We start from the raw sequence: 20,884 nt of genomic DNA, 5'->3' as shown, positions 1-20,884 counted from the left end.
CTTTTTTTACTTTTTCAGAGTGAGCAGCACATCGCCAGCCTTCACGGGGCCAGTGTGTCCTTCCACAGTGGAAAAGTTATCGGAATTGCAGATCACCATGGGGGTGATGGTGTCGTAACCGTCCGCCTTGATGGCCTCACGGTCAAAGGTGATAAGCAGCTGACCCTTCTTCACCTTGTCGCCGTTGGCGGCGTGAACGGTGTAGTGGGCACCCTTCAGGTTCACGGTGTCCAGTCCCACGTGGATGAGCACCTCAGCACCGTTGTCAGCCTGGAGGCTCACAGCGTGGCCGGTGTCAAACATCATCTCCACGGTGGCGTCACAGGGAGCAACCACCTGAGTGCCAGTGGGGCGGATGGCGATGCCCTTGCCCAGGATCTCCTCGCTGAACGTAGGATCGTTGACCTGGCTGACCGGAACGGCCTCTCCGTCCATCGGGGCGTAGATCACCAGATCGTCTGCATGCGAAGACTTGCCCAGCAATTTGTCAAATAGTCCCATGTTCCTTCACTCCTTCTTTTCCTTTATTGATGCGGTGTAAGTGAACAGCCAGATAGGCTTTCTGTTCCTTGGATAATTCTTTTCCGCAGGCTGTTTCCAGCTCCTTGGTGAGGATTTCCGCCAGATGATAGTCCTGCGGGAATGCCTGCATAATCAGGTCAGAGAACTGCTCGTCTGCCGGGAGAGTATCCCGGGGGGAATAGAGGTCCAATGCCAAGAACTTCAGATGAATGACCAACTCATCATAATAGATGGTGGTTCGATCCAAATGGAACTTGTCATTGGACTCCAGCGTATGCAGCATCTGGCCCAGCGCCTGGGTGACCTTTAAGGTAATACCCAGAGACATCTCATGCTCAGCGTTGACCAGGTGTAGGGCAATGGAGGCCGCCTCGTCCTGGGGAAGCGTCACGTTGAAACGACGCTGAATCTCCGTCAAAGCGTGACAGCCGATGTTGTACTCCTGGGGATAAAACAGACGGACTTCCGTATGCAGGGCATTGGTAAACCCCATACCGGATTCCGCCCGGCGGATGGCAAAGCAGATGTGGTCGCACAGCGTCAGATAAATTCCCTCGTTGAGGGGATGATCCAGCACCTGAGTGGCGTATTGAATCAGCTCTGTACAAAACTCTACCTGAGGCTGTGGACAGCGGGCCAGCAGGTCCTTCAACTGTTCCAGATTGGCGGGATTGGAGATGCTGAACACCTTTTCCACGCGCTCCTGATCAATCACCGCGCCCTGCTTGACACCAAACCCAAGTCCGCGTCCCATGACGATGTGTTCCTGTTTGTTCTCGTCTAAGCAGCTAACAATGTTATTATTGATCGTTTTAAGCACATGGAATACCACCGTAATTCCTCCTCTGAACGGAAATCGAAAGGACGAAAAAAGAGAAAAACCAGGCCTCACCCGTAACAGAGAATTGGGCACCGCCCAGACACATCAGCTCTGTAATTTCGTCAAGGTGAGTCCCGGTTTTGCCCGCCTATGCGGTAACAATCCAAGCTACTGGATAAATATTATAAAATAAGCTTGGATTTGTCAATAGTATTTTAGACAAAAGAGATAAGACCGGACTCATTCACAAAATTTCACTGAAATTTTTGTTGATATTTACCTTTGCATTTTGAGTCATTTTTGGGTTAGTGCTGCATAAGCGCTGCGTACTAAGCCCTCATCTGTGTAAAATCGCTCATATTCACTGGCAAAGGGCAATCCCATGGGAACTCCCTCCCGACGGAACTGCATACCGCCCTCCACCGTGCGTTTTCCCGACATGTGGAACGCAGAAATTCCTGTGCGCTCCCGGATGACAGGAATGTTCTCCGGGCTCACGCCGCTGCCTGCCAACAGGGTAATCCGCCCATCCGCCTGCTGTTGCAGCTGGGCCAAAGTCTCCACTCCCTCCAGAGCTGTGGCCGCCTGACCGGAGGTAAGGATGGTGTCAAAGCCCAGGGTGACCGCCGTCTCCAGGCCCTGCTGGGCATCGGCGCACACATCGAACGCCCGGTGCAGCGTTTTTCCCAAAGGCCCGGCGGCCTCAACCAGGGAAGAGAGGAAGGGGACATCCAAGGTCCCATCCGGGCACAGCGCACCAATCACCACGCCGTCTACATCGAGAGAGCGGCACAACTCCACCTCTTTGTACAGGATCTCCTGTTCGGAGGGGGTATACAGGAAATCGCCGAAGCGAGGGCGAAGCAACACACGCACTGGCACACCCAGCTTCTGTACCGCCTCAATGAGATAGGGGCTGGGACTGGTCCCGCCAATGATCAAATTGCCGCATAGCTCCAGTCGGGTGGCTCCACCCGCCGCTGCGGCACGGGCCGATTCCACGCTGTCGACACAAATTTCCAAAGTCATCATGACCGTCTCCTGTCATCGGTAGAATGCTTTTATATATCATAAACAAAAATTGCGCAGAGTACAAGTGGTATTCTTTTCAAGTGGGCGCAAAATAACACCCTCAGCTTTCTGTTGCCGGAAAGCTGAGGGTGCTGGTTCTCATTTCAGGCCGAGGGGAGTAATTGCGCAGTAGTCTTCGATGGTGCCGTGCTTTTTGAAGCACTCCAGGATTTCCTTGCCCACGGGGTGGAGCTCTTCCACGTCAAAGGCCTCCAGCTCTTTGGCGAAGAAGTCGTAGAGAATCTGGGCGCCCTTCTGGTAGCCCTCCATTCCCATCTGCTCCTGGGTCTCAGGGTGCAGGAAGGTGGTGCGGATCTCCTGACCGTCTACCTTCATCTCCTTCATGCAGTAGCCCAGCAGGGAGCAGGGGGCGGGGGTGAGACGGTCCATTTTCATATTCACGCCGCCGCGGCGGGCCAGATACTCTCTGGCAATCCACTCCGCAGCAAAGCCGATGCGATACACACCGATGTGCTGGTTGGGAATCAGGACATACTTGGTATTGGGGGAGTTCAGAATCTGCTCCAGCAGCAGGTTAGCCTGCACCACCTTACGGCCAGTGGCAAAGGGCCAATAGGAGCCCACGCCCTCACTGGCCAGGGGAGAGTTTCCGCTGATGCTGGGGTTCTTAAAGCCACGGGGGGCCACCAGACGCCACAGCCAAGCCAGAGCAGGGGGGATGATGTGCATCAAACCCATAATGCCGTAGTCCGGGTGAGCGGCGCTGGAGGGAGGCATACGCACGCCGAAGCTGCGCACATCCACCTCCACAGGGGACATCTCAATGTTGTCCACCATGGTGCGGGGAATAATCACACGGGGGTTGGGGCAGGGCTTGCCGTTGGAGTCCATGGTGTGGTCCCAAACCAAGCAGGTAGCACCGGGAACACCGTCGATGTTGAAGAACATCAGAGGCTTCTCGCTTTCAATGGTGATGCGCTCGTACATGGGATCGCTGCCATACTCGGTGATGCCGTCCACACGGAGGAACCAGCCGTCCTCACCGTCGTACAGAGCCAGCTTGCCGCTCTCCGTCTGGAAAGAGGGGTGGCAGATGGCCATATCATCGGTGACCGGGTGAATGGTACAGGTATCGCTCATGTGCAGGTAATCCCGCTCGCCGTTCTCCAGGTTGGTGCCCAGCAGCACACGGCCATCGGACACACGGTGCACATCCTGAAGCAGCTCGCTCTTGCCGCCGCCAGAAGCGCCCTCGTGCATCATCACCATCTCATTCTCATAGGGAGTGACAATACGGGCAGCGGAGGCATGGGCAGTCACCCAGCCCTCCTGTTCGCCGATATCCAGCAGCACGCTGTAAATGCCCTTCTTGGCGGAGGGGCCGGGATAGAGGTTATAAGAGAACACCTCATGGCGGTCCTCCAGACGATTGTGCACGCACACCTGTCTGCCGTTGAAGTGGGTGTGGCGGAAGGGGGGAGCGACATAGACAATGGCGCGGGGCTTAAAGTTGTGAATGTCCTTGCCGCTGACAAAGGACTGGAGCTGAGACAGAGCAAAGGCAAAGAAGGCCGCATTGCGGGGACACACCAGCAAAGCCTCATAGCCATACTCCTTGCCGCCCGCCATAAAGGGCACCAGAATCAACTCCTGACGGGCCAGCCACTTATAGGTCTCGATCTTCAACTTCTCGAAGTCGTAGCCGTACACATCCTTAAAGCGGGGCTTATCCGTGGGGAGATCATCGCCAATGCGCATACAGTCCGGATCACGACGGCGCATATAGTCCTCGGTGAAGTTGACGGCAGCACCGTTCTTGCAGCGGGAGACCACTGCCTCCTTCACCAGCTCACCATTGACCCGGTAGCAGACATCCACCTGATTGGTATTGGTTCCGTTATTGCCAAAAATCAGGCCGTACAGCATCTCCTCCGTCTTGGGAATGATGATACTAGGGCTGTTGTCCAGTATCTTTTCCAGGTCGGGAGGGAGCACAAACTCTTCCAACAACACGTTCATGTACCGCAACCTCTTTTCCGTGACATAGTTTGAAATTTAACATACTACACGTAGAGTATCAAACTTGACGGCGACTTGTCAACCACTCTTTTCTTGCAAGATCATTTTTCCCGTCTTGCGTTTTCCGGTTTTTTCTAATGCATTTCAACCGTTCTTATTTGATTCGTACCGCATTTATCTAGAAACTCCTTCCATACCACGACAATTTTTCCCGTTTTATCGTTTCAGATATCCTTTTTCGCAAATGGTCGAATTTTTGTGAGGAAATTAACATTTCATACTTTGTTAACATTTTCCCTTCGCTTCCCAAGACATCTTGCATTTTGCCTTATTTTCCTGTATACTCACAAAAGATACAGCTATTTAGCGAAAAAAAGCAAACGAGTGAGGTACCCCATGAAAATTGCAGAATTGTTTGGCCAAGGCCGCCCTGTATTCTCCTGTGAGATCTTCCCGCCCAAGCGGGATTCCCCCATTGACAGCATCTATCGCACGTTAGATGGATTGAAGGATATTCGCCCTGATTTCATCAGTGTGACCTACGGCGCAGGGGGTGGCGGTAACGTCAACCACTCCACCCAAGAGATTGCCTGCATGATTGAAAATGAGTACCACATTACCGCAATGGCCCATTTGACCTGTGTGGGCTGCACCAAGGAGAGTGCTCTAGAGGTGATGAACACCCTTAAGGCCGGAGGCGTGGAGAACATTCTGGCGCTGCGGGGAGATCACAACCCCAACGCAGTCTCTCACACGGATTTTCTCCACGCCGATGACCTGGTGTCTTGGATTCGGCAGCACGGGGACTTCGGCATTTCCGGGGCCTGCTACCCCGAGGGACACCCGGAGAGCCCCGACGTGGTCTCTGACATCCGCTACCTCAAGCAGAAGGTGGATGCCGGTGTGACTCACCTGGTTAGCCAATTGTTTTTTGACAACGACGATTTTCTCCGTTTCTGGGAGCGGTGCCGTCTGGCTGGGATTGAAGTGCCCATTGAGGCGGGGATCATGCCGGTGCTGAGCAAAGCCTCCATCCAGCGCATGGTGTCCATGTGCGGTGCCTCTCTGCCTCGGAAGCTGACCCGTATTCTGGCCCGCTACGGTGATCACCCCCAGGCCATGCGGGAGGCGGGCATCGCCTATGCCATTGATCAGATTTCCGACCTGATTGCCGCCGGTGTGGATGGAATTCACCTGTACACCATGAACAACCCTCAGGTGGCCCGTCAGATCAGCGACAGCATCACCGCCATCCGCAGCGTATGATGGAAGTACAGCTTTCGTCCCTGGACATCTCTGAGGTTCTGCGGTATATGGGCTGTCCCGCCCACCAGGCGGACCAAGCGCTGGTGGAGACGGTAACGACCTGCGCCCAGGCACTTGTAAAAACGGCTCGTCCCCGGTGGACCTATCGCACCTTCTCCATCTCTCTGGAGGAGGAGGGGGTGCGCCTGTCCACCGGGCTTCTTCTACCTGGCCAGGACCTTCGCGCCCATCTCAGCGGCTGCCATCAGGTGGCAGTGTTCTGTGCCACCCTGTCCCCGCAGACAGACAGCCTCATCCGGCAGGCGGAGAGCCGGGACATGCTCCAGGCCCTGGCTCTGGATTGCTGCGCCACTGCTGCGGTGGAACAGGTCTGCGATGAAATCGAGACGTTCCTTCACGGAGAGTATCCGGGGTGCTATTTCCCCTTCCGGTATAGCCCCGGATATGGGGATTTGCCTCTGTCTCTCCAGGGCCCGCTGCTGGCCCTGCTGGACGCCCCCCGAAAAATCGGGCTGTGCGCCAGCGCCACCCACATTTTAACCCCCCGAAAATCGGTCACCGCTCTCATCGGTGTGTCTCACACACCCGTGACAGACGCCAAGCGAAGCTGTCTGAGCTGTCCTGCCGGGGAACATTGTCAATATCGAAAGGCAGGCGGTCACTGTGGATCTAAATAAGTTACTTACCTCCGGTCAACCCATCTTGCTGGACGGCGCCATGGGCACCATGCTCCAGGCCAAAGGGCTGCCCACAGGCGCAACCCCTGAGTTGGTTGCCCTGGAACACCCCCAGTGGTTGCTGGACATACACACAGCCTATCTGGCCGCAGGCAGTCAGATTGTCTACGCCAACACCTTTGGGGCAAACCGAGAAAAACTGGCCCATTGCGGGGTCACTGTGGAAGAAGTCGTACAAGCTGCCGTCTCTCTGGCCAAGCAAGCTGCCCAGGGCAGGGGACTGGTAGCATTGGATATCGGCCCCATCGGCCAGTTGCTTCAGCCCACTGGTATTCTGGAATTTGAAGAGGCGGTGGATATATTTGCCCAGGTGGTACGGGCTGGTGTGGCCGCTGGGGCCGACCTGGCCGTCATCGAGACCATGACCGACCTACAGGAGGCCCGAGCCGCTCTGCTGGCCGTGAAAGAAAACAGTTCCTTGCCCGTCATGGTGACCATGACCTACGAGGCCACCGGGCGCACCTTCCTGGGTTGTAGCCCCGCCTGCGCCGCTCTGACCCTGGAGGGAATGGGGGCCGATGCCATCGGTATCAACTGTTCCCTGGGCCCCCGGGAGATGCCTCCCCTGGTGGAGGAACTGATTGCCTGGACCAATCTTCCCATCGTGCTCAAGCCCAATGCAGGCCTGCCCCATCCGGACGGCTCTGGCTACGACATCACCCCGGAGGAGTTTGCTCAGAGTCTGGCCTCTCTGGCCCAGATGGGGGTACAGGTATTTGGCGGCTGCTGCGGCACCACACCGGAATATATCCGGCTGCTGCGGGAGGCGCTTAGCCAGGCCCAGGTGCGCCAGGTGCCCCGACAGGTGCCTCCGGCGGTGTGCAGCGCCACCAAAGTGGTGCCCATTGACCGGGTGCGCGTCATTGGTGAGCGCATCAATCCCACGGGCAAAAAGCTGATGAAAGAAGCGCTCCGCCGGGGCGATGTGGACTATATGCTGGGGCAGGCCCTGGCTCAGGTGGACGCAGGGGCGGACATTCTGGATGTCAACGTGGGTTTGCCTGACATTGATGAGGCTGAGATGATGGTGGCAGCGGTGAAGGCCATTCAAGGGGTGACAGACGCCCCCTTGCAGCTGGACTCCACTGACCCAGCCGTGCTGGAGCGGGCCCTGCGGGTGTACTGCGGCAAGGCCATCGTCAACTCCGTGAACGGGGAAGACGCTACCAGCGACAAAATTCTCCCCCTGGTGAAACAATACGGCGCTGCTGTGGTGGGCCTCACTCTGGACGAAGAGGGAATTCCCCAGACCGCCCAGAAGCGGGTGGAGATCGCCCGCCACATTCTGGACCGAGCCATGTCCTACGGCATTCCCAAACAGGACGTGTATATTGACTGTCTCACCCTCACGGTGTCTGCCGAGCCCACTGGGGCGGTGCAGACCCTCCAGGCCCTCCGACAGGTGAAGGAGGAGTTGGGCCTGAAAACGGTGCTGGGAGTGTCCAACATCTCTTTCGGCCTCCCCGCCCGGGGACTGGTCAACCAGAATTTCCTGACTATGGCCATGGCGGCGGGATTGGACCTGCCCATTCTCAACCCCAACGTGGACGCCATGATGGCAGCCGTGCGCTGCTACCATCTGCTGACCACGGTGGACGAAAACGCCGCCGACTTCATCGCTGCCTACGGCAACGCCACCGTATCCACCTCCATCACCACCACAGCCGGGACTTCCGCTTCTCCCACCAGTACCTCCGGCACTCGAACGCTGGAAGAAGCCGTAGTGGCTGGGCTAAAAGCAGAGGCCGCCGCTGCCACCCACAGTCTGTTGGAGCAGCGGGAGCCCATGGACATTGTCAATGAGATGCTCATTCCCGCTCTGGACAAGGTAGGAGCCGACTTCGAACAAAACCGGGTGTTTCTGCCCCAGCTCATCCAGTCTGCTGGAGCCGCTCAAGCCGCCTTTGACGTCATCCGCCAGTACATGGCCACGGGCGACCAGGAGCAAGTGGACCGGGGTACCATCGTGATCGCCACGGTGAAGGGGGATATCCACGACATCGGAAAAAATATCGTCAAGGTACTGCTGGAGAACTACGGTTACACCGTGGTGGACCTGGGCCGGGATGTGGACCCCCAGAAGGTAGTGGAGGCCGCTCAGCGCCATCACGCCCCCCTGGTGGGACTGTCCGCCCTGATGACCACCACCGTCAAGAACATGGAAGAGACCATCGCCCAACTCCGTCAGGCCGGATTGACCTGCAAGGTGATGGTGGGTGGAGCCGTGCTTACCCCGGAATATGCCGCTCAAATCGGCGCTGATTTCTATGCAAAAGACGCCAAAGACTCCGTAGACATTGCAAAGCGGGTTTTTTCTACCGCTATGTGACCTGGTCACAGAACGAAAACTCCCGGCATAGTATGATACACGTATCAAATCGTGGGAGGAAGACAGATGCGTGTTGTCAAACGAAACGCCGTGGTGGACCAAGCCCTGTGTGTGGCCTGCGGCTGTTGTGTCAAGGTTTGTCCCTTGTCAGCCATTGAAGTATTCCATGGGCTGTATGCCAAGGTAAACCCGGCCCGCTGCGTGGGGTGTGGGAAATGCGCTAAGGAGTGCCCGGCCTCTATCATCACCATTCAGGAGGTGGGGGCATGAAGGGAAAGCGCTGGTATGACTATCTGTGGATTGCCACAGCCCTCTACCTAGTCCTAGGCTTTTTCAACATTCTCTTTGCCTGGCTGGGCCTGCTGTGCTTTTTCATTCCTCTGATTTTGTCCGTTGCCACCGGGCAGAAGAGCTACTGCAACCGCTACTGTGGGCGAGGTCAGCTTCTGGGCCTGCTGGGAGGCCGGTTTGGTCTATCCCGGCGGAAAGACATGCCCAAGTGGATGAAGAGCCGGGGATTCCGCTACGGCTTTCTGGTGTTCTTCTTTGCCATGTTCTTTCTCATGCTGTGGAATACTTATCTGGTGTTTGCAGGTGCCCAGAACCTCTCTCAGGTGGTGACCCTGCTGTGGACCTTCCGGCTGCCCTGGCACTGGGCCTACCACGGCACGTTGTTCTCTCCCGGTGTGGCTCAGTTTGCCTTTGGCTTCTATAGTGTCATGCTCACATCTACGCTGCTGGGCCTTGTGACTATGGTGCTCTTCAAGCCCCGCTCCTGGTGCGTCTACTGCCCCATGGGCACCATGACACAGCTGATTTGCCAAGCAAAATACCGAGACAAATGAGCAAAAAGCTGCTGCGAGGAAATCGCAGCAGCTTTTTTATCGCTCACTTAATTGTCGCAAGGCAGCTTCATTCTCGATCTTCACCACGCCCCGGGAGAGGGAGACCAGGCCTTCGGACTGGAAGTACCGAAGCATTCGTGTGACCACTTCCCGAGCTGTCCCCATGTGGTTTGCAATTTTCTCGTGGGTGAGGACCAGCTGGTCCGTGCCATCCAGCACGCTCTCCTGGAGGAGAAAGTCGGCCAAACGCTTGTCAAAGCTCTTCCACATCACCTGTTCCATCAGCCACATGACCTCAGAGAACCGAGCACTCATCACCTCATTGGTGTAGTTGGCCACGGCAGAGGACTGCTCCATGAGGGATTTGTACACGTCCGGTGGGATAATCCAGAATTCCGCATCCTTCTCCACCTCAATCTGAATGTCAAACTGGATGCTTTGCAGCATACATGAGGCGGAGAACAGGCACATATCCCGCTCAAAGAGGCGGTACAAGGTGATCTCCCGCCCCTCGTCCGAGAGAATGTACGCCCGCAGCTGTCCGCTGCACACCAACAGCAGCCCCAGGCAGTCCGCCGAACCATTGTGGAGCACGGTCCCCTTGGTGGCCTGGGCTTTGGAGGCAGAGGCGGCGAGCAGTTCCTGCTGGGCTGGGGTCAGTTGGTCCCAAATGGGGAAATATTGAGAAATACTCATGGTTTCACCTGATTATTTTCTTCCGGTCCGCTTTTTGCGGGAATTGCTGGGCTTGGCTACCGCCCACCCAGCCTTTTTCTTCTTGTGCTCTTTCGGAGAAGTCGTGCGGGAAGTGTCCCCCTTGACCTTGGGCTTTCCGCCCTTGGATGTGTTGGGGCGCTGGCTGGAGGCTCCAGGCTTCTTTCCGGACCACTGGCCACCCTTGGGCCGGATGAGGCAGTACTTGTCGTAACCGATCAGATCTTCCCGACCTGCCTTCACCAGGGCCTCGTGGACCAGCATGTAGTTTTTGGGGTTGCGGTACTGGATGAGCGCCCGCTGCATGGCCTTTTCGTGGGGGTTGGTGGGCACATACACCGGCTTCATGGTGCGGGGGTCCAGTCCCGTGTAGTACATAGCGGTGGACAGGGTAGAGGGGGTGGGGTAGAAGTCCTGAACCTGCTCGGGCATATAACCCAGATCCCGCAGATACTCCGCCAGAGCTACCGCCTCTTTCAGCGTAGAGCCTGGGTGGGAGGACATGAGATAGGGCACCACGTACTGCTTCAGACCACACTGCTCGTTGAGCCGCTTGTACTTGGCTAGGAACTTGTCGTAGACAGCCCGGGGCGGCTTGCCCATCTTCTCCAACACCGGGTCAGCGATGTGCTCGGGAGCCACCTTCAGCTGGCCGGACACATGATACTTCACCAGTTCCTTGAAGAATGTGTCGTCCTGATCGGCCAACAGATAGTCAAAGCGAATACCGGAACGGATGAACACCTTTTTCACCCCGGGAATGGCCCGGAGTTTGCGCAGCAGGGCCAGATAGTCGCTGTGGTCCGCAATCAGGTTTTTACAGGGCTTGGGGAAGAGGCACTGCTGGGTGGGACACACGCCCTTGGTCAGCTGCTTTTTACAGGCGGGCTGACGGAAGTTGGCGGTTGGGCCGCCCACGTCGTGGATGTATCCCTTGAAGTCCGGCTCCCACACCATCTGCTGGGCCTCTGCCAGGATGGACTCGTGGCTCCGGGTCTGGATGATACGCCCCTGGTGGAAGGTGAGGGCACAGAAGCTACACCCACCAAAGCAGCCACGGCAGGATACCAGGCTGAACCGCACCTCCTCAATGGCGGGCACACCGCCAGCGGCCTCATAGGAGGGGTGATAGGTACGCATATAAGGCAGACCGTACACCCGGTCCATCTCCGCCTGACTCAGCGGCTTCTGGGCGGGGTTCTGGATGACATATTCCCGGGAGCCATATGGCTCCACCAGCGTTTTCCCAGAGAAGGGGTCCGTATTGCAATACTGAGTGTAGAAGCTCTGGGCATACTTGCGCTTATCCTCACACAGCTCCTGGTAGGAGGGGAGAGTCACATAGGGCACCATCAGGTCCACCTGGGTGGCACGGTACACGGTACCATTGACAAAAGTGATGTCCTGGGGTTTCAGGCCGCTGTCCAGAGCGTCCGCCACCTCCACCACAGACCGCTCGCCCATGCCGTACATGAGCAGGTCCGCCTGGCTGTCCAGCAAAATGGAGCGCTTGAGCTTGTCTGACCAGTAGTCGTAGTGGGCCATGCGGCGCAAGCTGGCCTCAATTCCGCCGATGAGAATGGGGATATCCTTGTACACCCGACGGATGAGATTACAGTACACCACCGTGGCATAGTCGGGCCGCTTCCCAATCACTCCACCGGGTGTAAAGGCATCCATCTTGCGGTGCTTTTTGGACACGCTGTAGTGGTTGACCATGGAGTCCATGTTGCCGCCAGTGACCAAAAAGCCCAGACGGGGCCGACCCAGGACGGTAATGGACTGGGGGTTCTTCCAATCAGGCTGGGAGATGAATCCCACTTTATATCCTGCCGCTTCCAGCACACGGCTGATGATGGCATGGCCAAAGGAGGGATGGTCCACATAGGCATCCCCAATGACGTAGACAAAGTCACACTGTTCCCAGCCTCGCCGCTCCATATCCGCTTTGGAAATTGGCAAAAAGTCACGCATGGTGCGTCCTCCTTCATTTGTGCATCAATTGACAGCCCTCTATTGTATACGAAAAGATTCCACCTGGCAATGGGTTTTTCATTTCCAGTCTTATAGGAGGTTTTCCTCCTGTACCTTCAGCACAAACTGTCTGCCCTCCACGGTCAACAGGCCATCCCGCTGCATTTTGCTCAACTCGTTGGACAGGGCACTACGCTCCACATTGAGATAGTCTGCCAGCTGCTGACGATTAAAGGAAATTGTGAAAGAAGGGCTCTTGTGCTCTGCTGCCTGGGCAGAGAGATAGGTCAGAAGTCGACCCCGAATGGTCTTGGCGGTAGTAAAGGCAATTTTCCGAGAGAGGGCCAAATTCTTCTGGGCCGAGATAGACAGTAGGTTCTGCACCAGTCTCTGGTGGAATCCGCATCCATTGCTGCACACCTGGAGCATGTGGGGCGTCTCCAGGAAGAGAACGGTACACGACTTTTCCGCCACCACACTGACCATCAGCGGCTCATCCGGGATGCAGGAGTAGGTCTCTGCAAACATCTGCCCCGGCTGCACCGAGTCTAACACACTGGTATTGCCCCAGAAGTCGTCCCGCTGAATGCAGACGCTGCCCTCTAACACCATCCCCATGGCGGTGACACATTCTCCAGCTCCATAGATCAGCTGTCCCTTGGAAAAGGACTGCTCCCTGCCGTGGAGACACCCCAGCATGGCGGTGATATCCTGAGGGGCTATCCCTCGAAAGAGAGGAGTCTGGGCCAAAAACGTCAAATTCATTGCAATTCCTCCCAGAGCTTCGGATCATCCATTTCATTGTAAGGGGTATCACCTCTCCCGTCAACCATATTGCAAGGCGACACAGGAGACGGTATAATATGGCTTGTCTATTTTACCTGGAGGAGTGACCCCTTATGATTCATTTTCAGCACTTCAATTTTAACGTTCTGGACCTGGAGAAGAGCCTGACCTTCTACCAAAATGCCCTGGACCTGGAGGTCGTGCGGGAATACGTCCCGGAGGACGATTCTTTTAAACTGGTATATCTGGGTGACGGCAAGACCCCGTTCCAGCTGGAGTTGACTTGGCTGCGGGACCGCGCGGAAGCCTACAACCTGGGCGAGTGCGAGTTTCACCTGGCCTTTGTCACCGACGACTACGAGGGCCTCCACGCCCGGCACCAGGAGATGGGATGCATCTGTTACGAGAACCCCGACATGGGAATTTACTTTATCACCGACCCCGATGGGTACTGGATTGAGATCGTCCCCGAAAAGTAAACAAAAAAACATCATTGGGCCCGTTGCCGCATCTGGCAACGGGCCCAAGTTTACGCTTATGATCTCTTTTGATCGAAGGCGGGGTTGGTGAGATAGACATTTTTCTGGTCCATCCGCTCCTTGGCCCGGTAAATGGCCTCGCCAAAGCGCTGGAAGTGGACGATCTCCCGCTCCCGCAGAAAACGGATGACATCGTTGACGTCGGGGTCATCCGACATACGCAGGATGTTGTCATAGGTCACACGGGCCTTCTGCTCCGCGGCCAGGTCCTCGGTGAGGTCTGCGATGATATCGCCCTTCACCCCAATCCCGGCGGCATTCCAGGGGGAACCGGAGGCGGCCGTAGGATAGACGCTGGCAGTGTGGTCGATGAAGTAGGGGGCAAAGCCGCCTTCCCGCAGCTGCTCCTGGGTGAGGTTTCGGGTGAGCTGATGGACAATGGTGCCGATCATCTCCAGATGTCCCAGTTCCTCTGTCCCTACAGAAGGGTCAAAATGACACCTATCTTTTCACATTGGAACAGAACACATAGCTGTCCCCCCGGGACTCCAAGGTAACCTCCCATGCCGTACCGTCATCCTTGGTGTATTGCAACTGCACCTGCTGGTCCGAGATATGGGTGCCGGAGGTAATGGTACACCATTGGAAGTTGGTATCTCCGTGCACCAGATAATAGGCGTTCGGTTGCTCCAGGTAGTGGAACCGTTCCAGTCCCTGCTGCTGGGTCTCCGTCAGGCCCATGCCTAGACCTGCCTCCAGCACCTGGTCCATCTCCTGCCTGGTCACCTTGATAACACCGCTGTACTCTGTCATGGGTTCCAGTTCACTCAGTTGCTCCCGCTCCCCCTGGGAGATCTGGGCAGCCGTTCCGTCTATCCCGTTGTAAAACAGCTCAAATAGATTGATTTCACCGGGGGAGGTATACTCACTGGTTAGAAATTGATTGTGCATATTCCCGGTGCTTCCGTTGAAGAACTCCTGATTGAAATAGTCCAGTTCCTCCTGGGTCAGAGAATGCGTAGCCTCTTTCGGTCGGCAGGACACCAGAGACCCGCACAGCAACACAGCTCCACATATCAGCAACAGAAGGAACGTGGGCGGACGTCTCCGCTTCCACTCAAACAGGTTGAGAATGCGAATTCCCGTCTCACGAGCCGTCCGGGAAAACGCCGTGGTAAAAGGCGAACGAGGCAGAGTCGGTCGAAACGATTTCATAGCAATTCTCCTTTCCCATCAGACCTTCAAATGAATGCTTCCCTTGGTATTACTCCCGGTGATGGTGACTTGATAGGAATCGGTTTGAGAAATCTCCAGATGGAATTGAGAGGTATCTAGATTGTCATTCTGGTAGAGCGGGGTGCCGTTGCCCCCTTCAATGGCGATCCCCAAGATCCCTTCATCCACCTGCAGCGCCACATCTAACACATCGCCGGACTGCAAGCGCATGGTGTGAGTAAAGCTTCCGTTGAGGATGGAATAGTCCAGAGCGATCTCATCGGGATTCAATAGACTGCTTCCATTAAACCGCGCCCCACTGTTCAGCAGCTCCTCCCAGGAAAGACCGCCCCAACCGCCGCCAAAGAAGAAATTGAGGTCGGGTACCTCCGAAGTCTGTTCCGTCTCCTCTGGCATCACCGAAGCTTGCGGCTTCTCGGTCCTCTCTGGCACAGAGTCCGTTGCCAGAGGAGGCGAGTCATCCACAGCGGCAGTTTGGCAGGAGACCAGAGAGCCGCTGAGCACCACTCCAGCACACACCAGGCCCAGCACCGCCAGGGGAGGCCGTTTCTTCTTCCACTGGAACAGACTGCGCAGACGCAATCCCATCTCCTGTGCCGTTGGAGAAAAGGGCGTGGTAAAGGGAGAATGAGGTGGAACCGGATGCTTGTTTCTCTTCATAGCTTCAAACTCCTTTCACACACCGCCCCAGGCCACCAGAACCTCTTGGGGCACACAAGAAGCGTCAAAACGAAAGTGAGCCTCCACTGGAGACCGCCCCAGATAATCCTCTTCCCGTCGAAATTGACCTGCATTGTGCAGAATATAGGGTTGTCCGCTGCGGTTGCGCAGATCGGACACCACCCCGATGTGTTTGCCCTCGTTGAAGATCACAATGTCGCCGGGCTGCCACTGGTCAATATCCGTGATATCACAGGTCAACTCCAGGGCGTAGGCCTGGAAGAAAGCCCATAGATTTTTCACTCTGCGAAAATCAATGTTGGCATCCCGGTATTGGATGTCTGGATAGCGGTCCGGGTATTGTCGCACGTCCTGGTCCACCATATCCCGCAAGGAATAGCCCGCCTGCCGGAACGCCCTCCAAACCACATCGGTACACACCCCTATGTCCTCCGGTGGATAACCGCCAGCATAGTATGTGCCGTCATAGGTGGGGTGGTTCTCTGCGTCTTGCTTGGCGCCCAGCAGAAAATCCGTGTAGTCATCCACGCCGTTGAGGTTATAGTCCTGGGAGCTATACACCACGTCAATGCCGAAGTGCTGGGAGGAGTAGGTCCGCTTGGGCAAAATACCGTAATATTGCAACACCCAGACCACAGCCAACACCAAAACTCCTACACTTGCCAGGATCATCACCCGGTTTTTTCTCTTGTGCATCTCCCATCCCTCCCATCATGTTTGCCGATGGACTCTGGCTGCCGCCTGGAGGATGGTCTCCCCATAAGCCAGACGCTCCTCTTCCGGCAGAACGGTCAGTGCCATCTCGTCACAGGCCAGTTCAATGTCTCGGTCCACCTGACGCACCATCAGCCACATCACCGGATTGAACCAGTGCACCGAAACTGTCAGCATCACCAGCGCTTTCAGCCAGATATCTCTGCGGCGGTAGTGAATCAGCTCGTGAAGCAGGGCATAGTCCAATCCGTCCTCTGGTGATGCGTCCTGTGGTAACATCAGGGCAGGGGACACCAGTCCCGTCAACATAGGTACCTCCAGCCCGGGGCACGCCAATAACTTAGGTACACGCTTAAGATTCAGCCGCTGGGCCTGTGCCGCATATCGGCAACACACCTCTTCCCGTGTCTCCACTACCGCCCAGCGTCTCAGATAGCGGCGTAGCCTCATGTGGGCCACCCCGCTCCATACGAGAACCCCGCACATGCCTAACAGCCACACCCCACCTACGATGTGAGACAAGGTAATTGCTGGCGCTTCTTCCTTTTCATCGGGACGCAGTGGGGAAGAGGTTCCCTCATCCGGAGTAACTGATGGGGCAGCGGATACCGCCACTGGGCGGTCTATCTGGGGCACGGTCATCTGAACCGGGGCTTGGACCTGGGGTACCGAGGGCACCAAAATGATCAGGCGCAGACACAGCAGCGCCCAAATCACACACCGCCATTTGGCTCCATATCTGGCCCGGGTGAGCCGTGCCACCCCCATGAGGACCAGCGCCACCACGCCGCCCCCCAGGGACAGGGCAAATAGATCCATCAAACACTCATCCATGGTCCCCTCCACCCAATTGGTCCAGGAGCGACCGGAGGTCCTCCACCTCCTGTTTCGTCATCCCCCCCTTGGCCAGTGCGGCCACAAATTTGCGGGGAGAGCCATCATACAGCTTGGAGAGAATGGAATGGCTGTCAAAGGTGAGGTACTCCTCCCGACTCACCAGAGGCGTGTAGCGGTTGAGCTTTCCGTCCCGTCTGGCACTGACAAACCCCTTTTCCGTCAAACGGGTCAGGTACGTGTTCACCGTGTTGGAGGCCAACCCCAGGGGCGCCAAGGTCTCCTCCAGCTGCGCCCGGGAGGCATCACCTCCGCAGGCCCACAGGGCCTTCATCACTTCCAGCTCGCTGTCTGGCAAATGCTTCATGGTATCACCAACTTCATATGTAGTAGTTAATTATATACTACACTTGAAGTAGATAGTTGTCAAGGGATTTTTGCCCACCCGTCTCCGTATACATGAAGCCAAGAGGGAGGAGGGGAGACACATGAAGCCCAGATTTGCAACCCTGTATGAAATCCAAGATGCCCGCCCTGTCTCACCGGAGACAGACCCGGAATTTTTTCAGCTACTCCGTACCAGTCTACTTCTGGCCCTAGGCGAACAAGGGATATTGGAGCGGGAGCAGATAGACCTGGCCTTAGAGCAGCTAGAGAAGGGCAAACGGCTATGATTTCCGTGGCCAGCTATTGCCGGGTCTCCACGGACAAGGAGGACCAGGCAAACTCCTTTGCCGCTCAGCAGCGCTACTTCTCCCAGTACATCCGCCAGCACCCCAAGTGGGAGCTGTATCGCATCTATGCCGACGAGGGTATCACAGGCACCAGCACCAAACGGCGGGCAGCCTTTCAGCGGATGATTCAGGACGCCCAGGACGGGAAATTTCGCATCATTCTCACCAAGGAAGTCAGCCGTTTTTCCCGAAATCTGTTGGACACCATCGCCTATACCAGGAAACTCAAGGCCCTGGGGGTCTCGGTTCTCTTTCTCACCGACGGCATCAACACCATGGACCCGGACGCAGAGCTACGGCTGTCCATTATGGCCTCCATTGCCCAGGAGGAGAGCCGAAGGACCTCAGCCCGGGTGAAATGGGGACAGACCCGGCAGATGGAGCGGGGGGTGGTATTCGGGCGGTCCATGCTGGGGTACGATGTGAAAGATGGGGTACTCTCCATCAACCCAGAGGGAGCCCGTCTGGTGCAGCGTATTTTCCACCTGTATGGGGCGGAAAAATTGGGCACCACACAAATCGCCCGGATGCTGGAGCAGGAGGGCGTGCGCACCTGTTCTGGGAACTCCCATTGGAGCAGCAGCTACCTGGTGAAGCTGTTAAAAAATGAAAAGTATGTAGGAGACCTGGTACAAAAAAAGACCTATACTCCCGATTATCTCAGCCATGCAAAACGGCAAAACCACGGAGAAGAGCCGATGATCACCCTGACGGACCATCACGTTCCCATCATCTCCCGAGAGCTGTGGAATACCGTACAGCAGGAATTAAAGCAGCGCAGCAAGCACACCCCTCGCAGCCGTTCCGTGCATTATGCCCTGTCTGGTAAGATCAAATGCGGGATATGTGGCGCCACCTTCGTAGCTCGGCGGCGCAAGCTCCCGGACGGAAGGGTCATTCTCCGGTGGAGCTGCGCCTCATCTGTCCGTGGAGGGTGTAAGGTTGCCCGCATTCTCCGGGACGATGACGCCAGGCAGATGTTCCGTCAAGCCCTATTTGCTCTGGAGTTGAGTCCTTCCAGCCTACGTACCTCCATCGCTCATCTGCTCCATGGAGAGAGCCCCAACAGGGAACAGATAGAGCGGGAACAATTGCGCATCTTGGACCGGAAAGCCGTTCTTCTGGACGCCTACGCCTCCGGGCATATCACCAAGGAGGAACTGGCCCTCATGAAAGAGACGTATGACCGAAAACTCACCAGCCTGGAACAGCGGTTGCAGGCACCTTCGCCAGATATCATCCCAGAGGAGGCAATGGAGCATATCCTCCAACACCCAGAGGCCAGCGACGCCCTATGTAAGCTGCTGGTGGAGAGCATCACAGTCTGCCCCCAACGGATTGTGGAACTAAAGCTATCTCATCTCCCAATGAAGTTCCGATTTCGAGATGGAGCTCCGCTTGCCAGTGGGCAGGAAAAAGACTATACTAATGGTATCCTCAGAAAAGGAGGGGGTACCGTGGACACTCCCATTGTGCAGCGCCTGTTCGCCCTGCAAGATTTGACCTATCAGAAGTTTCAGTGTAAACTCATGCCCACGGTCAGCCCAGACGTGGTCATCGGCGTACGCATGCCCGATCTCCGCCGACTGGCAAAGCAATTGCGGGGCACTCCTGAGGCGGAACACTTTCTCAACCAGCTCCCCCACACCTACTACGAGGAAAACAACCTCCACGGCTTGTTGCTGTGTGAGTACAAGGGATATGAGGAGACCGTAGAGGCCCTGAACCGTTTTCTCCCCTATGTGGACAACTGGGCCACCTGTGATTTGCTCAGCCCCAAGGCCTTTGGAAAACACCCGGAGGCCTTGCCTCGCCAGGCGTGGACCTGGATGCAATCCCACCACACCTATACCGTGCGCTTTGGCCTGGGCGTTCTGTTGCGTTTCTACCTGGATAGCTATTTTTCACCAGAGTACCTGGATTGGGCCGCAGAGGTGAGAGCAGAGGACTACTATGTCCAAATGATGGTGGCGTGGTACTTTGCAGAGGCCCTAGTGAAGCAATGGGATGCCGCCTTGCCCTATCTCACCCAACATCGGCTCTCCCCCTGGATTCACAACAAGACCATCCAGAAGGCCACGGAGAGTTTTCGCATTGACCCGGAACAAAAGACATTTTTGCGCTCTCTACGAGTTAAATAAATCTATATACCAAACACTGAGAGGAGTTTTTATCATGAGAATTGCAGTTACCTATGACAACGGGCAGATTTATCAGCATTTCGGACACACCAAGCAATTCAAAGTATACGACATCGTAGATGGAGCCGTGGCGAGCACCCAGATCGTGGACACCAACGGCAGCGGGCATGGAGCCCTGGCCGGATTCCTCGGCGACCTGCATGTGGATGCCGTCATCTGCGGCGGCATCGGCGGAGGCGCTCAAAATGCCTTGTCCAACGCCAACATTCAGCTCTACGGCGGCGTCTCTGGTGAAGCCGATCAGGCAGTAGAGGCACTGTTGGCCCAGACCTTGAACTACAACCCCGATGTCAAGTGCAGCCATCATGGGGAGCACCATCACCATGACCACACCTGTGGCGACCATGGCTGTGGTGGTCATGGCCACGGAGGCCACTGCTCCCATGAGTAAGAGGGAAGCAACGGAGATTTTCTCTGTATACACCTTCCCTTGTGGCTCGTTTCGAGTGGAGCAGGTGGGGGACTGTATCGTCTCTATCTCCGCTGTGCAAGGTCCTGTTCTGGACTATGGCACCCCCACACCGCTGACCCGGCAACTGGCCAGCCAAATGGAGGAATACTTTCAGGGTAAACGCAAGGTCTTTGACATTCCGCACATTCTTCACGGCACCCCGTTTCAGGAGCGGGTCTGGCAGGCTCTATGCCGCATTCCATACGGCCAGACACGCAGTTACCGGGATATCGCCGCAGAAATTGGCCAGCCCAAAGCCTGCCGGGCTGTAGGCATGGCCAACCACCGAAATCCCATGATGCTGGTGGTGCCTTGCCACCGAGTCATTGGAGCAGACGGCTCTTTGGGCGGTTACGCCGGAGGGATAGAACTAAAGCGATTTCTTCTATCCCTGGAACAACACCATACTTTATGATTGAACAGCGGCGGTAAGCTATGTCTTATCGCTGCTTTTATTCACAATTTGTTTCTGGACAACGGTAACCAAATGAGATACACTGTGGCTACCTA

General features: G+C 56.2%; 22 protein-coding genes and 1 pseudogene. 10 read left to right on the top strand and 13 right to left on the bottom strand.

Features of this window, described 5'->3' with window-relative positions; genetic code table 11:
* Window positions 1–6: 6 nt before the first annotated feature.
* The 4 genes from B5F98_RS01530 to B5F98_RS01515 all read right to left on the bottom strand — a co-directional run bounded on the left by B5F98_RS01530 (window position 7) and on the right by B5F98_RS01515 (window position 4,393).
* Window positions 7–501: a PTS glucose transporter subunit IIA gene (locus B5F98_RS01530; RefSeq protein ID WP_087230092.1), complete on the bottom strand. Its 495-nt coding sequence runs from the start codon at window positions 499–501 to the stop codon at window positions 7–9.
* Complete coding sequence (locus B5F98_RS01525; RefSeq protein ID WP_158096731.1) at window positions 488–1,342, bottom strand: PRD domain-containing protein; 855 nt, start codon at window positions 1,340–1,342, stop codon at window positions 488–490. The genes B5F98_RS01530 and B5F98_RS01525 overlap by 14 nt, the downstream gene beginning before the upstream one ends.
* Window positions 1,343–1,636: 294 nt before the next feature.
* The gene (locus tag B5F98_RS01520) at window positions 1,637–2,374 is read right to left on the bottom strand and encodes a copper homeostasis protein CutC (RefSeq protein ID WP_087369321.1); all 738 of its coding nucleotides are present in this window, start codon (window positions 2,372–2,374) and stop codon (window positions 1,637–1,639) included.
* Between the two features lie 138 nt (window positions 2,375–2,512).
* A complete protein-coding gene (locus B5F98_RS01515) occupies window positions 2,513–4,393 on the bottom strand; it encodes a DUF4914 family protein (protein WP_087230083.1) in 1,881 nt (626 codons plus the stop codon).
* Between the two features lie 396 nt (window positions 4,394–4,789).
* Between B5F98_RS01515 and metF the strand changes: the two genes are divergently transcribed.
* The 5 genes from metF to B5F98_RS01490 all read left to right on the top strand — a co-directional run bounded on the left by metF (window position 4,790) and on the right by B5F98_RS01490 (window position 9,570).
* Window positions 4,790–5,659 (top strand): methylenetetrahydrofolate reductase [NAD(P)H], encoded by an 870-nt coding sequence (gene metF / locus B5F98_RS01510; RefSeq protein WP_087230080.1) that lies wholly within the window; start codon window positions 4,790–4,792, stop codon window positions 5,657–5,659.
* Window positions 5,656–6,336, top strand: coding sequence for a methionine synthase (locus tag B5F98_RS01505; RefSeq protein ID WP_143482708.1), 681 nt, complete (start codon window positions 5,656–5,658; stop codon window positions 6,334–6,336). Before metF ends, B5F98_RS01505 begins: the two co-directional genes overlap by 4 nt.
* Window positions 6,323–8,725 carry a homocysteine S-methyltransferase family protein gene (locus tag B5F98_RS01500; protein ID WP_275532874.1) on the top strand — a complete coding sequence of 801 codons (2,403 nt, stop codon included), beginning with the start codon at window positions 6,323–6,325 and terminating at the stop codon, window positions 8,723–8,725. The genes B5F98_RS01505 and B5F98_RS01500 overlap by 14 nt, the downstream gene beginning before the upstream one ends.
* 66 nt (window positions 8,726–8,791) lie before the next feature.
* Window positions 8,792–8,995: a 4Fe-4S binding protein gene (locus tag B5F98_RS01495; protein WP_087369318.1), complete on the top strand. Its 204-nt coding sequence runs from the start codon at window positions 8,792–8,794 to the stop codon at window positions 8,993–8,995.
* Window positions 8,992–9,570 carry a hypothetical protein gene (locus tag B5F98_RS01490; protein WP_087369317.1) on the top strand — a complete coding sequence of 193 codons (579 nt, stop codon included), beginning with the start codon at window positions 8,992–8,994 and terminating at the stop codon, window positions 9,568–9,570. Before B5F98_RS01495 ends, B5F98_RS01490 begins: the two co-directional genes overlap by 4 nt.
* 36 nt (window positions 9,571–9,606) lie before the next feature.
* Here B5F98_RS01490 and B5F98_RS01485 read toward each other — a convergent pair whose 3' ends face one another.
* The 3 genes from B5F98_RS01485 to B5F98_RS01475 all read right to left on the bottom strand — a co-directional run bounded on the left by B5F98_RS01485 (window position 9,607) and on the right by B5F98_RS01475 (window position 13,023).
* The gene (locus B5F98_RS01485) at window positions 9,607–10,266 is read right to left on the bottom strand and encodes a Crp/Fnr family transcriptional regulator (protein WP_087230069.1); all 660 of its coding nucleotides are present in this window, start codon (window positions 10,264–10,266) and stop codon (window positions 9,607–9,609) included.
* Between the two features lie 12 nt (window positions 10,267–10,278).
* A complete protein-coding gene (locus B5F98_RS01480; protein WP_087369316.1) occupies window positions 10,279–12,258 on the bottom strand; it encodes a YgiQ family radical SAM protein in 1,980 nt (659 codons plus the stop codon).
* 90 nt (window positions 12,259–12,348) lie between these two features.
* Window positions 12,349–13,023, bottom strand: a complete 675-nt coding sequence (locus tag B5F98_RS01475) for a Crp/Fnr family transcriptional regulator (protein ID WP_087369315.1) — start codon at window positions 13,021–13,023, stop codon at window positions 12,349–12,351.
* Window positions 13,024–13,157: 134 nt separating this feature from the next.
* Here B5F98_RS01475 and B5F98_RS01470 point away from each other — a divergent pair, with 134 nt between their 5' ends.
* Entirely contained in the window at window positions 13,158–13,523 is a 366-nt protein-coding gene (locus B5F98_RS01470; RefSeq protein ID WP_087369314.1) for a VOC family protein, read from the top strand.
* A 56-nt stretch (window positions 13,524–13,579) separates the two neighbouring features.
* Here B5F98_RS01470 and B5F98_RS01465 read toward each other — a convergent pair.
* The 6 genes and pseudogenes from B5F98_RS01465 to B5F98_RS01440 form a co-directional block, all read right to left on the bottom strand.
* Window positions 13,580–14,005, bottom strand: a pseudogene (locus B5F98_RS01465) (manganese catalase family protein); the annotation flags it as partial.
* A gap of 19 nt (window positions 14,006–14,024) precedes the next feature.
* Complete coding sequence (locus tag B5F98_RS01460; RefSeq protein WP_143482707.1) at window positions 14,025–14,738, bottom strand: hypothetical protein; 714 nt, start codon at window positions 14,736–14,738, stop codon at window positions 14,025–14,027.
* An 18-nt stretch (window positions 14,739–14,756) separates the two neighbouring features.
* On the bottom strand, window positions 14,757–15,419 hold the full coding sequence (locus B5F98_RS01455; protein WP_087369311.1) for a hypothetical protein: 663 nt from the start codon (window positions 15,417–15,419) through the stop codon (window positions 14,757–14,759).
* A 15-nt stretch (window positions 15,420–15,434) separates the two neighbouring features.
* Window positions 15,435–16,136 (bottom strand): DUF1287 domain-containing protein, encoded by a 702-nt coding sequence (locus tag B5F98_RS01450; protein ID WP_242961571.1) that lies wholly within the window; start codon window positions 16,134–16,136, stop codon window positions 15,435–15,437.
* 15 nt (window positions 16,137–16,151) lie between these two features.
* Window positions 16,152–16,988 carry a M56 family metallopeptidase gene (locus B5F98_RS01445; RefSeq protein WP_087369310.1) on the bottom strand — a complete coding sequence of 279 codons (837 nt, stop codon included), beginning with the start codon at window positions 16,986–16,988 and terminating at the stop codon, window positions 16,152–16,154.
* Window positions 16,981–17,355: a BlaI/MecI/CopY family transcriptional regulator gene (locus B5F98_RS01440; protein WP_087229905.1), complete on the bottom strand. Its 375-nt coding sequence runs from the start codon at window positions 17,353–17,355 to the stop codon at window positions 16,981–16,983. The genes B5F98_RS01445 and B5F98_RS01440 overlap by 8 nt, the downstream gene beginning before the upstream one ends.
* A gap of 121 nt (window positions 17,356–17,476) precedes the next feature.
* On the opposite strand from B5F98_RS01440, the gene B5F98_RS01435 reads away from it, so the two are divergent.
* Genes B5F98_RS01435 through B5F98_RS01420 form a run of 4 tightly spaced genes read left to right on the top strand, consistent with a single transcriptional unit; the run spans window position 17,477 to window position 20,789 of the window.
* Window positions 17,477–17,662: a hypothetical protein gene (locus tag B5F98_RS01435; RefSeq protein ID WP_087229902.1), complete on the top strand. Its 186-nt coding sequence runs from the start codon at window positions 17,477–17,479 to the stop codon at window positions 17,660–17,662.
* Window positions 17,659–19,863, top strand: coding sequence for a recombinase family protein (locus B5F98_RS13510; protein ID WP_087369309.1), 2,205 nt, complete (start codon window positions 17,659–17,661; stop codon window positions 19,861–19,863). The genes B5F98_RS01435 and B5F98_RS13510 overlap by 4 nt, the downstream gene beginning before the upstream one ends.
* A gap of 34 nt (window positions 19,864–19,897) precedes the next feature.
* A complete protein-coding gene (locus B5F98_RS01425; RefSeq protein WP_087369308.1) occupies window positions 19,898–20,314 on the top strand; it encodes a NifB/NifX family molybdenum-iron cluster-binding protein in 417 nt (138 codons plus the stop codon).
* Window positions 20,307–20,789, top strand: a complete 483-nt coding sequence (locus tag B5F98_RS01420; protein ID WP_087369307.1) for a methylated-DNA--[protein]-cysteine S-methyltransferase — start codon at window positions 20,307–20,309, stop codon at window positions 20,787–20,789. Before B5F98_RS01425 ends, B5F98_RS01420 begins: the two co-directional genes overlap by 8 nt.
* The last annotated feature ends 95 nt before the right edge of the window (window positions 20,790–20,884 follow it).

It is taken from the genome of Pseudoflavonifractor sp. An44 (assembly GCF_002161675.1).
Taxonomy (GTDB): domain Bacteria; phylum Bacillota; class Clostridia; order Oscillospirales; family Oscillospiraceae; genus Enterenecus; species Enterenecus faecium.
This window is presented reverse-complemented; position numbering and strand designations above follow the sequence as displayed.